This is a genomic window from Bradyrhizobium sp. AZCC 1678 (assembly GCF_036924765.1).
In the GTDB taxonomy this organism is placed as follows: Bacteria; Pseudomonadota; Alphaproteobacteria; order Rhizobiales; family Xanthobacteraceae; genus Bradyrhizobium; species Bradyrhizobium algeriense.
Genome location: NZ_JAZHSE010000001.1, coordinates 6,067,613 through 6,080,572, shown reverse-complemented (window position 1 = coordinate 6,080,572; position 12,960 = coordinate 6,067,613). Strand labels below are relative to the sequence as shown.

The following is a 12,960-nucleotide window of genomic DNA, read 5'->3' as shown; positions in this document are numbered from 1 at the left end:
GTTTTCCGAAAGGGCCATGCTCAAACAAAAAGATGGGGCGGATGACGGTTCGAAGAGGCGTCATCGTGCTCCAGGACAATTGGAGATACGATGGCAGCTCCCATCAAATTCGGCGTCGGTCAAAGCGTTCTCCGCAAGGAAGATGACGCGCTGATTCGCGGCAAGGGCCGCTATACCGACGACCATTCGCCACAGCCCGCGATGCATGCGCTGATGCTGCGCTCGCCGCATGCGCATGCGAAATTTACCATCAACGTCACCAAGGCCCGCGGGATGCCGGGCGTGTCGTTGATTCTGACCGCGGCCGAGGTCGGCGATCTCGGCGACCTGCCGTGCCTGTTCAACCTGGAAACCGATCCCTTCACCGGCCCGCCATACCCGATCCTCGCCAAGGACGAGGTGCGCCATGTCGGCGACGCCGTGGCCTTCGTGGTCGCCGATAGCATCGACCAGGCCCGCGATGCGATCGAGGCGATCGACGTCAAATGGACGCCGCTTCCTTCGGTGGTGGGCGTCGTCAACGCCGTCAAGCAGGGCGCGCCGCAGGTCTGGCCCGACAAGCCCGGCAACGTGCTGTTCGACGTGTCGATCGGCGACAAGAAGGCGGCTGAGGCCGCCTTTGCCAAGGCGCATGCGGTCGCCGAGGTATCGATCGTCAACCCGCGCGTCATCACCAACTTCATGGAAACGCGCGCTGCGGTTGCCGAATACGACGCCAAGCGCGATCACCTGACGTTGACCATCGGCAGCCAGGGCAGCCATCGCCTGCGCGAAATCCTGTGCGGCATGGTGTTGAAGATGCCGATGGAGAAGATGCGGGTGATCTGCCCCGACGTCGGCGGCGGCTTCGGCACGAAACTATTCCCTTACCGCGAATACGCCCTGATTTCAGTCGCCGCGAAAAAGCTGCGCAAGACCATCAAATGGACCGCCGACCGCTCCGATCACTTCATCGGCGACGCGCAGGGCCGCGACAACGTCACCACCGCAAAGATGGCGCTGGCTGAGGACGGCAAGTTCTTGGGGATGGACGTCGACCTGATGGGCGACATGGGCGCCTATCTCTCGACCTTCGGGCCTTACATCCCGCATGGCGGCGCCGGCATGCTGCCCGGGCTCTACGACATCCAGGCCTTCCATTGCCGCGTCCGCACCGTGTTCACCAACACCGTGCCGGTCGATGCCTATCGCGGCGCCGGGCGGCCTGAAGCTGCGTATGTGGTCGAGCGGCTGGTCGATGCGGCGGCGCGTAAGCTCGGCATGACGCCGGATGCGATCCGGCGCAAGAATTTCATTCCGCCGAAGGCGATGCCCTACAAGACCGCGACCGGAAAGGTCTACGATTCCGGCGACTTCACTGCGCATATGAAGCGCGCGATGGAAGTCGCCAACTGGAAGGAGTTTCCCAAGCGCGCCAAGGCGGCGAAGAAGGCCGGCCTGATGCGCGGCATCGGCATGGCCTGCTATGTCGAGGTCTGCGGCACCATGGGCGAGGAGACCGCCAATGTCGCGCTCGATCCCAATGGCGACATCTCTATCCTGATCGGCACCCAGTCGAGCGGGCAGGGCCACCAGACCGCTTACGCACAACTCGTCGCCGAGCAGTTCGGAGTGCCACCGGAGCGCGTCCACATCCTGCAGGGCGACACCGACAAGATCGCCACCGGTCTCGGCACCGGCGGCTCGGCGTCGATCCCGACCGGCGGCGTCAGCGTCGAGCGTGCCACCCGCGATCTCGGCGGCAAGCTGAAGGAGATCGCCGCCGAAGCGCTGGAGACCAGTGCCGGCGACCTCGAGATCAGCAATGGCCTCGTGCACATCGCCGGCACCGACCGCTCGATCAGCTTCGCGGATCTTGCAAAACGTCCGGGCGTCGATCCCTCGAAACTGAATGCGAGTGCGACCTTCGCGCAGGCCGATGGCACCTATCCGAACGGCACGCATCTCGCCGAAGTCGAGATCGATCCCGCCACCGGCATCATCAAGATCATCAACTATGTCATTGTCGACGATTTCGGCGTCACGCTCAATCCGCTGCTGCTCGCCGGCCAGGTGCATGGCGGCGCGATGCAGGGGATCGGCCAGGCATTGATGGAGCAGGCAGTCTACAGCGCGACTGACGGCCAGCTCGTCACCGGCACCTTCATGGACTATGCGGTGCCGCGCGCATCCGACGGCCCGTCATTCCATTTCGAAACCCACAACGTGCCGTGCACGACCAATCCGCTCGGCGTCAAGGGCGCGGGCGAGGCGGGTGCGATCGGTTCCTGTCCCGCGGTGGTCAATGCGATCATCGAGGGCCTGTGGCGCGAGTACAAGATCGATCACATCGACATGCCGGCCACGGCCGAGCGGGTCTGGATCGCAATCCGTGAGGCACAGAAGCTGCATAATCTCTGATATTTTGTCGCATGCGGAATGATGCGCGGCATGCGGTGTTTACAAACAACCAGTCCGCACCACCTTTGGGACCGGTACAAACCCGAATTGAAGGGGGATTTAGCCAATGAAGCGGATCATCGTCGTCGCAGCTGTGCTTGCATTCAGTGCCGGTGCGGTCGTTGCACAGCAGGATCAGGTCAAGCGGACCCAGGCCATGATGAAGGACAATGGCAAGAACGCCGGCGCGTTGTCGGCGATGGTCAAGGGCGAAAAGCCCTACGATCAGGCGACTGTCAATGCCGCGCTGGCCCAGTTCGAAGACACCGCCAAGAACCTTCCGACGCTGTTCCCCGCGAGCATGAAAGGTATTAAGCTGGAGGGTGATTACGATCCTTCGCCGAAAATCTGGGATGACAAGGCCGGCTTCGAGTCCCAAATTAAGAGCTTCGCCAAGGTCGTCGCCGATGCCCAAGGCAAGGTCAAGAATCTCGACACGCTAAAGGCGGAACTGCCCGTCATCGGCAAGCAGTGCGGTGGCTGCCACGAGACATTCCGGATCAAGAAGGGCTGATCGCATTCTAACTTTGAGCATGATCTCCGCGCAAACGCGTTTCCGCGTTTGTCGCGAGGGAAAACAGTTACGCATTTTGCCCGATCATGCTCCGGCCTAAAAAGGGGCGGACGCCGCGAAGCGTCCGCCCCTTTTGTGTTAGCCTTTTCTTGTTCTTGTTTACTCGTGTTCGAACTTACCTGCTTCGTCACCAAATTTGCCTGGTGACTTGATTTATTTGGTTACCTGGCCGCGGATTTCGCCGCCCGGATTGGCTGCGGTGTGAATGTTGACGTAGTACTTGCCGGCCACGAGGTCCGCGGCCTGCGCATCGGTCAGCGTCGCGCTGCCCTCGACCGGGCTCGACGTCGCGTTCGGGATAGCGACCGCGACGCCGGCGTTCTTGCCGGCTTCGGCAGGGCCGTGGAAATGCGCGGCGGTGGCAGGACCGGACAGGCCGGAATAGGAAAGCTTCCAGCTCAGCTTCTTGCTGGCGGGATCGTAGTCGATGTCGGCGGTGCCGGTGGCCGCGCTGGTGTTGGGCGGCACCTGGGCCTTGCCATCGAGCGTCGCCTTCATCTTGTCGGCGGACGCGGGTCCGGCAAAAGCAATCGCTGCCCCCAGCGCAAGCGTGACAAGCATGGTCTTGTTCGACATGGTGTTTCTCCTGTTGACATCAAACGGCCGTGTCAGCCTCAAAACAACGACCTCACGAATTTATTCCCGAAACGCCAACAACGTCTGAAAATTTCGTGGAAGCCTATGGCGCAAAGTGCGTTCATACTGGTCGTTGAATTGCGAAGCTTGATGACGGATCGGTAAATGCTGCGACGAATTCTCCTTGGCTTGATCCTGGTTGGCGCCGCCGGCGCTGGAATCTTCTGGTGGCTGACGATCCCTGCAGTTGTTGCCCCGGCCTCGCTCTCTCCTCGCACGCCGAACCTCGCCAACGGCCTCACAACGTTCAATGCCGGCGGCTGTTCCTCCTGCCATGCCGTTCCCAACCAGCCCGATCGGCTGAAACTGGGCGGCGGGCTTGCGATGCCGTCGCCGTTCGGGACGTTCTACGTTCCCAACATCTCGTCCGATCCCACCTACGGTATCGGCCGGTGGAGCGAAGCGGATTTTGTAACTGCAGTGCTCAAGGGGACGTCGCCGGACGGCGCGCATTATTTCCCGGCCTTTCCCTATGCGTCCTACCAGCATGCGACGGTCGACGATATCCGCGACCTCTTCGCCTATCTGAAGACGCTGGCGCCGGTTGCCGGCAAGCCGCGCGACCACGACTTGCCGTTTCCGTTCAACATCCGTCGCAATGTCGGCATCTGGAAATGGCTGTTCATGGACGGCAAGCCTTACACGGTGGACGCTTCACATTCGGCGTCATGGAATCGCGGCGCTTATCTCGTCAACGGTCCGGGCCATTGCGCCGAGTGCCACAGCCCGCGCAACTTCCTCGGCGGTATCGTCGAGGCGCAACGCTTCGCAGGCGGGCCCAATCCGGAGGGCGAGGGCTGGGTGCCCAACATCACCCAGAAGCGATTGGACGAGTGGAGCGCGAAGGACATCGCCTACTTCCTCGAAACCGGGCAAACGCCTGACGGCGACACCGCCGGCGGATCGATGGCGCGGGTGATCAGAAACATTTCGCAATTGCCGCCGGAGGATCGCGCCGCCATCGCAGAATACCTGAAGTCGCTGCCGCCGGTCGAGGGACCGCCGCGGCCCAAGAAGGCAAAGGACGCCGAGAAGTCATGACCGGCGCGTTGCGCCTGCGCTCAGGGCGTCAAGGCCGCGGTGATCGGCATTCGCCTCTCTGGCGGCGCAGGGGACGCAATAGGAGGCACGATCATCAGCGGCTTGCGCGGCGCAGGTGTGGCGGTCGCAGGCGTGGCGATCTTTGCCCGCCTCAAGTCCGTGGCCGGCTTGGGTGGAGCGATAGCGGCGAACGGGTCGAAATCGCCGACGCGATACAGAACGATGCCGCGGTCGAAATTGGCGGTTGCGAAGCGCGGATAATATTGAATCGCGAGATTGTATGAGACGAATCCCGGGACCTGTTCGAAACGGCCGATGGCCGTGACGTTTGCCTCTTTCGCCGCGGGCGCAACCGCCGATGTCCCGATGGCGCCGACGGTCGATACGTCCCCCTCGCGCTGGACGGGCGGTTCATCCGAAGCCGTGACGTCAGGATGCAGCGCTGCGACGACTTGCGCTTCGCCGATGGTCCTGTCGGTCGTGATTTCCGCTGCGCCAGGTGGCGTTGAAAACAGTCCGAACAGGACGTAGCCTCCGACCAGCACCGCCGAAATGACCGTTGCCGCCATCGTGTTGGAGGCAACCTTGCGCACGGTCTCGTAGGTCTGCACGGCCTTCGTGGCCGGCGGCTGAAGCGCAATGGCGAGCAGTTCATCGTAGGTCTCGCGCTGCTCGGCATCGGTCAGGATGTCATAGGCGCGCACCAGCTCCCTGAACCTCAGGGCAGCATCGGGATTGTCGGGATTGATATCGGGATGTGTCGCCTTCGCAGCCTTGCGGAACGCGGTCCGCAAGCCCTCGGCGTCATCACTCGGAAGCGCCCCGAGCAAATCGTATAGCGTCCTCATGGTGGTACTCGCGACTATTTCCCCCTCGGAACGTCCCCCGCCGCGGAGCCCTCCGATTGACGACGCCTTAGGTAATCAAAAATATCAAGGCGGTAGAATGATGCTCTTATGGCAAAAGCATGCAAATCCGCTGGGATGGTTAATGGGTACCGCCCGCGAGGCGGCTTCATCGGCGGCAGCACACGGATGCGGCGGCCTCCAGCCCCCGGCCGCCATCACAGCCGCAGGACGCGGCCTAGAGCCGCGCAAGCCCAAGATCGTCGGCGACCTGGTCCAGCCCCCGCAGCAGCGCAGGCGCTATGGGAATGCCAAGGCTGGTCCGCCTGAGGCGCGTTTCATGGCTGCGTTCGCCGGGCACCCAGATGCGGTCCACGCCCGGCATACGCCGGCTGTTGCGGAAATCGCGCACCAGCGAATCGACGCTTCGCTTGAAGACGGCAATGTCGCCGAAGGCTGCGATGTTGATCGCGGCGACCGCCTGTCCGGTGTTGGTGACGCTGTCGTCGTCGTGATTGAAGTCGATCACGTCGCGGCCCATCGCGGCGCCGCCGAGCGTGCCTGCGAGCAGGCCGATGATCATCGCAAGGCCGTAGCCCTTGTATCCGGCCTCCATGCCGCCGAGCGGCAGCAGCATGCCTTCGTCGGCGCGTTTCGGGTCGGTCAGCGGCTTGCCTTCGCGATCGATCATCCAGCCCTCCGGCATGGTCTCGCCGCGCAGCGCCTTGGTTTTCACTTTCCCGTAGGCGGCGACCGTGGTCGCCATGTCGAGCACGATCGGGTTTTCGTCGCCGGCCGGAATGGCGGCTGCGATCGGATTGGTCGACAGCAGCATGTCGAGGCCGCCCCAGGCCGGAAGGTGATTGGCGTTGCCGACCGCGAAGTAGAGCCCGATCATGTCATGGGCGAGCGGCATCGTGGCGTAGAGCGAGGCGGGGCCGGCATGGTTGCTGAACTGCGAGTTGACCCAGCCTATTCCGGTGCTGCGCGCCTTTTCGATCGCCATCCCGGCCGCGCGTTTCATCACGAGGTGGCCCATGCCATTGTCGCCGTTCAGGACGGCGGTGCCGGCGTGCTCGTGCACCACATGGATGTTGGGCCGGACGTTGAAGCCGCCGGCTTTGATCCGCCGGACATATTGCGGCAACCGGCTGACGCCGTGCCCGTCCGATCCCTGCAGGTCGGCCTCCGCCATCAGGGCCGCGACCGTTGCAGCATCGGCGTCCGGCAAGCCCACCGCGGTGAGCGCCTGCTCGATGAAGGCCTTCAACCGGTCAAAGGTGACTGATGTATCGGACAGGACGGACACTCACTGAGGCCGCGGGCATAGCCGCGCGCCGGGCAAAGTTAACGGCGATGGCGGGCAGGCGGGGGCCGCCGTTGCTAGCCGGTGCCGAACGCCTTGAAGGTGATGATGGTGTGGGTGTCCTGGATGCCCGGAATCACCTGCACCTTCTCGTTGACGAAATGGCCGATGTCGGTGTCGTTATCGACGTAGAATTTGACCAGCAGATCGTAATCGCCGGCGGTGGAATAGATCTCCGAGGCGATCTCGGCCTCCGCGAGCGCATTGGCGACGGCATAGGACTGGCCGAGCTTGCATTTGAACTGGACGAAGAAGGGAACCATCGCTGTCGTCTCCAAAAATGTTGGCCCCAATAGGCCAAAAACCGCCGGGGATGGCAAGCCAGCTTGCCGCCCGTGCCCTGCCGCGGTAGGACAATTCATGGCCCTCACCACACGATTTGCGCGAGGCTTGCGATGACGACGCCGATCGCGCTCACCATCGCCGGCTCGGATTCCTCTGGAGGAGCGGGCATCCAGGCCGACCTCAAGACGTTTGCCGCGCTCGGCGTCTACGGCGCCTCCGTGATCACGGCGCTGACCGCGCAGAACACCACGGGCGTCAGCGGCATCCACCAGGTACCGGCGGAGTTCGTGACCGCGCAGATCGACGCGGTGTTTTCAGATCTCGACGTCGGCGCGGTCAAGATCGGCATGGTGGCGCACCCGCCGGTCATCGATGCCATCGTCGCCGGGCTCAAGCGCTGGGCGCCGAAGCATGTCGTGCTCGATCCCGTGATGGTGGCAACTTCGGGCGACCGGCTGCTCGCGACCGAAGCCGTCGACGCGTTGCGGACCAGGCTCATTCCGCTGGCGTCGGTGATCACGCCCAATCTGCCGGAAGCCGCAGCGCTGCTCGACGAAGGCGTGGCGGCGGACGAAGCCGCCGTCGAGAAACAAGGCAGGCGATTGCTGGCGCTCGGTTGCAAGGCGGTGCTGATCAAGGGCGGCCACGGGGAGGGCGCCGAGAGCATCGACTATCTGATAGATTCCTCCGGTGTCACCGCACTCGCCGCGCCGCGCATCGCCACAAAAAATACCCATGGCACCGGCTGCTCGCTCTCCTCGGCGATTGCCGCGGAGCTCGCGAAAGGCGAGGGCATGGACAGCGCCGTGCGCAACGCCAAGGCCTGGGTCAGCGCTGCGATTGCGGAGGCGGACCGTTTCAGCGTTGGCCGCGGTCACGGGCCGATCCATCATTTTCACAAGTTTTATTGAAGCAAGCGTAGCCCGGATGGAGCCAACGGGTCGCGTGAATGCGCGCCCCGTTGGCTCCATCCGGCTACGTATTGCCTCTCCACTGTCGCCTGCCTGTCGCATCGCGCTGCTATCCGCAAGTGGGGGGCGCGGCAGTGATTCTCGCGGAAATATCGCGGCGTGAACAGTCATCGCCCTGTCACAGAAATCTGTCAGGGGACAGGTATGGGTAGTGACTCCTTGAGTGAAGAAAGCCCGGAACGGCGTTTTCGCACCTTGTTTATCTCCGATGTTCATCTCGGAGCCCGCGGCTCGCAAGCCGATCGATTGCTGGATTTCCTCAAGAGCCATGACGCCGACACCATCTATCTCGTCGGCGATATTGTCGATGGCTGGGCGCTGAAGTCGAGCTGGTACTGGCCGCAATCGCACAACGACTTCGTGCAGAAGATGCTGCGCAAGGCGCGCAAGGGCGCCAAGGTCATCTACGTGCCGGGCAATCATGACGAGTTCCTGCGCAACTATTACGGCACGCATTTCGGCGGTATCGACGTGGTGGAGAACACCATTCATGAGGGCGTCGACGGCAAGCGCTATCTCGTCATCCATGGCGATATTTTCGACCTCGTGGTGCAGAACGCGCGCTGGCTCGCCCATCTCGGCGACAAGGCCTATGATTTCGCCATTCAGATGAATCGCCTCGTCAATTTCTTCCGGCGCATGTTCGGCGTGCCCTATTGGTCGCTGTCGCAATGGGCGAAGCTGAAGGTCAAGAACGCCGTGAACTATATCGGCGCGTTCGAAAAGACCTTGGCCGGCGAGGCGCGGCGGCACGGCGCCGACGGCGTGATCTGCGGCCACATCCACTACGCCACCATCCGCGACGAGCATGGCATCCGCTACATGAATTGCGGTGACTGGGTGGAAAGCTGCACTGCGCTCGCCGAGCACGAGGACGGCCGGTTCGAGATCATCACCTGGACCGATCCACTGCGAAGGACGGTGCCGGTTCCCCGCGTCGCGGCGCGCGCCGCATGATGCATATCCTGGTCGCGACCGATGCGTGGCATCCCCAGGTCAACGGGGTGGTTCGCACGCTGACCATGATGGCAGAGGCGGCCAAGGGATTTGGCGTCGAGGTGAGCTTCCTGACGCCGCAATCGTTTCGCACTTTTGCGATGCCGAGCTATCCCGATCTGCGGCTGGCGCTGCCATATCCGGCAAAAATCGCAAAGCTGATCGAGGCGGCAAAGCCCGACAGCATTCATATCGCGACCGAGGGCCCGATCGGGCTATTGGTGCGGCGCTATTGCCGCAAGCGCGGCGTGCCGTTCACCACGAGCTTTCACACCCGCTTTCCCGAATATGTTTCGGCGCGTTCGCCGATACCGGAAGCCTGGGTTTGGCGAGTGCTGCGCGCCTTCCATCGGCCGAGCCAGGCGGTGATGGCGGCTACGCCGGCGCTGGCGGCCGAATTGCGCATGCGCGGCTTTCGCAACGTGGTGCTGTGGTCGCGTGGCGTCGACACCTCGCTGTTTCATCCGCGCAGCGTCGATCTCTGTCTGCCGATGCCGGTATATCTCAGCGTCGGGCGCCTCGCGGTCGAAAAGAATCTCGAAGCGTTCCTCGACCTCGATCTGCCCGGCACCAAGCTCGTCGTCGGCGATGGGCCGGCCCGAGCGGCATTGGAGCGGAAATATCCGGACGCCGTGTTCCTGGGCGCCAGGCACGGCGAGGAACTGGCTGAAATCTACGCGGCGTCGGACATTTTCGTATTTCCCAGCAAGACCGACACGTTTGGCCTGGTGCTGTTGGAGGCGCTGGCCAGTGGCCTGCCGGTTGCCGCCTTTCCGGTCACCGGTCCGCGAGACGTGATCGGCTCGGCGCCGGTCGGCGTCCTGGACGACGACCTGCGCGCGGCCTGCCTGGAGGCGCTGCAGGTTTCGCGGCAGGATTGCGTCGAATTCGCCACCGGCTACAGCTGGCAGGCCTCCGCGCGGGTCTTTGTCGAGCATGCCCTGACCACCCGCCCGGTCCTGCCGGAAGGCGAGGTGGCCGAATTTGGCACGGAAGATCCGCATTTCGCCGCCTGAGTTCACGGGTAATGCTGAATTCACGGTAAATCGTCTTGCCCGCCCGTCGGCGACCGCGATACAAATTGCGGATGCCAGAATCTATCCAAAATCCACCCATTGGCGCGGCCGATATCGAGGCCGCCGCCAAAGTGGTCGCGCCCTTTGCGGTGCGGACGCCGCTGTTGTCGTTCCCCGTTCTCAATGAACGCGTCGGGACCAAGGTGTTTCTGAAGCCCGAAATGCTGCAGCGGACCGGATCGTTCAAGTTCCGTGGCGCCTTCAACAAGCTGGCCTCGATCCCGCAGGACAAGCGCGGCGGCGGCGTGGTCGCGTTCTCTTCCGGCAACCACGCCCAGGGCGTAGCGGCGGCGGCGCAGATCCTCAGCATGCAGGCCACCATCGTGATGCCTGCGGATTCTCCCGTCACCAAGCGCGAGCGCACCAAGGGCTACGGCGCCGAGGTGGTGCTCTACGACCGCGACAAGGAAGACCGCGAAGCGATCGCCAACGGCATTGCTGCGAAGCGCGGCGCGACGCTGGTGCGCCCCTATGACGATCCCTTCGTGATCGCCGGACAAGGCACCGCGGGCCGTGAGATCGCCGAAGACATGACGGCGCTTGGGCTCGTCCCCGATATCGTGGTGGCACCGGCCTCGGGCGGCGGGCTGATCGCCGGCGTTGCGACGGCGGTGAAGGCAAAATTTCCGCAAGCGCAGGTGATCGTCGCCGAACCCAAGGACTATGACGATCATGGCCTGTCGCTGCGCGCCGGCCACCGCGAGGCCCATCATGCCGCCGGCCGCACCATCTGCGATGCGCTGATGGCGGCGATGCCGGGCGAACTCACCTTCTCGATCAACAGCAAGCTGCTGGCGAATGGCGTGATCGCCTCCGACGAGGAAGTCGGCGCGGCGGTCGCCTATGCCTATCGGGAATTGAAGCTTGTGGTCGAGCCGGGCGGCGCCGTCGGCCTCGCCGCGCTGTTGGCCGGTCGCATCGATGCGAGGGGCAAGAACGTCGTCATCGTGCTCTCCGGCGGCAATGTCGACGCGGACCTGTTCGCCAAGCTGGTCGCCTGATCATCCCATCTCAAACGGAACCGGGCAGAGCGTGTGCTCTGCCCGGTTTCGCGTTTGTACGAAGCTCTCCCGTCAGCGCCGTCCGAAGCCGCCGCCGCCAAACGAACGGCCGCCGAACGAACTGCCGCCGAACGAACTGCGGGCGAATGAATTGCGCGACGGGCTTGCGGCGACGCGCTGGCTGAAGCCTCCGCCCATACCGCTGTTGAAACGACGCGGCGCGGTGTTGACCGTCGGCCTGTTGGTGAGCCGTGCCGAATTGTTGTTGAACCTGCCGGGCAATTTCGCGACCTTGCCGGTGTTGACGGGATTCGTGTTGATCTTGCCAGGCAAGGTCGTGACCTTACCCACTTTGCCGTTGTTACCAATATTGGCCGGGGCGATCCCGCCCTTGGCGGGCAGCGTAACGATCTTCGATGGCGAGGGTATATGAGCCTGGGCGCCAAGATTGCCCTTGGAGATACCCAGCGTCGGCGCGTGGCCGAAGTTCCCCGACTTGAACGACGGCGACTGCTTCGCCAGATGCGTGAACTGCATCAGATGCACCGCCTTCGGCGCAGCCTGCAGCTTCAATGCAGACTTGGCGTACTGGCTGTTGGAATAATTGTCATGGAACGTCTTGTAGGCGAAGGGCGAGTTCGCGAGCACCGCCTTGTGCCACGCCTTTGCCACCTGCAGGTTGCCGAGCAGCACGCGGATGTGGTCGCACAGCGGGTCATGCGGGTAGAGCCGGATGAACTCCTCATAATACTCGGGCGAGCCTTCGGACAGCACGTAGTCGTAGGCCTGGCGCACCGAACGCGACGGCAGATTAGCCGCAGCCTGCATGATCGGGCGGCGATCCGGCGAGCGGCTTGCCGCAACCGCCGTATCGCCGAAGAAATAGAAATCGGAGGTCAGCGACGAGCTTTCCCACGGCGTCTGACGGCCCTTGGTCGCGCTGTTCACTTCGAGCCGGACGCGCTTGAACAATTGCTCGATCGGCAGGTTCGGTTCGCGTGCGACATTCAGGAAAGCCGACGTATACGGGCTGTGGTTGCCGTCGCCGTCCTGCGCCTCCATGCCCGGCGCGGTCGAGTAGCCGACGATCGAGCCGTTCGGCGCGTCGACGATGGCAAGGCCCCGCCCGGTGTCATTGACCTCCGGGAACGGATTGTTGCGGCAGGCGTCGAGCACGACGATACGCATCCGGCTCTGGATCGATTCCAGCGTGCCCATCAGATCGACCAGCCGCAGCGAATTGCGGTCGAGATCGGACGGCGAAGAGATTTTTGCATCGACCGGGAGCAGATAGTTCTCGCCCGCCACCTGCACGCCGTGGCCGGCATAGTAGATCATGGCGACGGCGCCGGGGCCGCGCTCGGCGACCCTGGCGGAGAAGTCCTGCACGACCTTGACCATGTCGCTGCGCGTCAGGTCGGTCGCCTGCGTCACCTCGAAGCCCGCCGAGTTCAAAAGCTGCGCCATCGATTGCGCGTCGTTGCCGGGATTGGCGAGCTTTGGCGCGGTCTGGTAATTCGAATTGCCGATCACCAGCGCGATGCGCTGGTCCGCCGCCGGTGGCGTTTGCATGCCGTTGCGGATGTCGGCGTTGGGGGCTTCGGCGAAAGAGGCGCCGGCGAAGCCCAGCAGGCCTGCCAGCAGGCTGGCAGATAACAGCAATGACTTAAAACGGGACATGGCGGCTTCCTCACGTGAATCTCGTGGCGAGATTTGCTGTGGGGACGCTA

The 12,960-nt window shown here is 63.4% G+C and carries 12 protein-coding genes; 7 read left to right on the top strand and 5 right to left on the bottom strand.

Annotated elements, in window-relative coordinates:
- The first annotated feature begins 90 nt into the window (after positions 1 to 90).
- Together V1294_RS29260 and V1294_RS29255 are read left to right on the top strand one after the other, a co-directional pair.
- On the top strand, positions 91 to 2,400 hold the full coding sequence (locus tag V1294_RS29260; RefSeq protein WP_334502022.1) for a xanthine dehydrogenase family protein molybdopterin-binding subunit: 2,310 nt from the start codon (positions 91 to 93) through the stop codon (positions 2,398 to 2,400).
- A gap of 106 nt (positions 2,401 to 2,506) precedes the next feature.
- Positions 2,507 to 2,953: a c-type cytochrome gene (locus V1294_RS29255; RefSeq protein ID WP_334478799.1), complete on the top strand. Its 447-nt coding sequence runs from the start codon at positions 2,507 to 2,509 to the stop codon at positions 2,951 to 2,953.
- Positions 2,954 to 3,166: 213 nt separating this feature from the next.
- Here V1294_RS29255 and V1294_RS29250 read toward each other — a convergent pair whose 3' ends face one another.
- On the bottom strand, positions 3,167 to 3,589 hold the full coding sequence (locus tag V1294_RS29250; RefSeq protein WP_334502020.1) for a CHRD domain-containing protein: 423 nt from the start codon (positions 3,587 to 3,589) through the stop codon (positions 3,167 to 3,169).
- A 165-nt stretch (positions 3,590 to 3,754) separates the two neighbouring features.
- On the opposite strand from V1294_RS29250, the gene V1294_RS29245 reads away from it, so the two are divergent.
- Positions 3,755 to 4,690, top strand: a complete 936-nt coding sequence (locus tag V1294_RS29245; protein ID WP_334502017.1) for a c-type cytochrome — start codon at positions 3,755 to 3,757, stop codon at positions 4,688 to 4,690.
- A 20-nt stretch (positions 4,691 to 4,710) separates the two neighbouring features.
- Here V1294_RS29245 and V1294_RS29240 read toward each other — a convergent pair whose 3' ends face one another.
- From V1294_RS29240 to V1294_RS29230, 3 genes are all read right to left on the bottom strand, one after another.
- Complete coding sequence (locus tag V1294_RS29240) at positions 4,711 to 5,538, bottom strand: J domain-containing protein (RefSeq protein ID WP_334502014.1); 828 nt, start codon at positions 5,536 to 5,538, stop codon at positions 4,711 to 4,713.
- Positions 5,539 to 5,773: 235 nt separating this feature from the next.
- The gene (locus tag V1294_RS29235) at positions 5,774 to 6,844 is read right to left on the bottom strand and encodes an Ldh family oxidoreductase (protein WP_334502012.1); all 1,071 of its coding nucleotides are present in this window, start codon (positions 6,842 to 6,844) and stop codon (positions 5,774 to 5,776) included.
- Between the two features lie 74 nt (positions 6,845 to 6,918).
- Positions 6,919 to 7,164: an Lrp/AsnC ligand binding domain-containing protein gene (locus tag V1294_RS29230; protein ID WP_029583462.1), complete on the bottom strand. Its 246-nt coding sequence runs from the start codon at positions 7,162 to 7,164 to the stop codon at positions 6,919 to 6,921.
- A 132-nt stretch (positions 7,165 to 7,296) separates the two neighbouring features.
- Between V1294_RS29230 and thiD the strand changes: the two genes are divergently transcribed.
- The 4 genes from thiD to V1294_RS29210 all read left to right on the top strand — a co-directional run bounded on the left by thiD (position 7,297) and on the right by V1294_RS29210 (position 11,230).
- Positions 7,297 to 8,097: a bifunctional hydroxymethylpyrimidine kinase/phosphomethylpyrimidine kinase gene (gene thiD / locus V1294_RS29225; protein WP_334502009.1), complete on the top strand. Its 801-nt coding sequence runs from the start codon at positions 7,297 to 7,299 to the stop codon at positions 8,095 to 8,097.
- A 204-nt stretch (positions 8,098 to 8,301) separates the two neighbouring features.
- Positions 8,302 to 9,114 (top strand): UDP-2,3-diacylglucosamine diphosphatase, encoded by an 813-nt coding sequence (locus V1294_RS29220; RefSeq protein WP_334502007.1) that lies wholly within the window; start codon positions 8,302 to 8,304, stop codon positions 9,112 to 9,114.
- Positions 9,114 to 10,169: a glycosyltransferase family 4 protein gene (locus V1294_RS29215; RefSeq protein WP_334489580.1), complete on the top strand. Its 1,056-nt coding sequence runs from the start codon at positions 9,114 to 9,116 to the stop codon at positions 10,167 to 10,169. Before V1294_RS29220 ends, V1294_RS29215 begins: the two co-directional genes overlap by 1 nt.
- 71 nt (positions 10,170 to 10,240) lie before the next feature.
- Positions 10,241 to 11,230 (top strand): threonine ammonia-lyase, encoded by a 990-nt coding sequence (locus V1294_RS29210; protein WP_334478811.1) that lies wholly within the window; start codon positions 10,241 to 10,243, stop codon positions 11,228 to 11,230.
- A gap of 72 nt (positions 11,231 to 11,302) precedes the next feature.
- On the opposite strand, the gene V1294_RS29205 is transcribed toward V1294_RS29210, so the two are convergent.
- On the bottom strand, positions 11,303 to 12,910 hold the full coding sequence (locus V1294_RS29205) for a caspase family protein (RefSeq protein ID WP_334502005.1): 1,608 nt from the start codon (positions 12,908 to 12,910) through the stop codon (positions 11,303 to 11,305).
- Positions 12,911 to 12,960 lie beyond the last annotated feature (50 nt).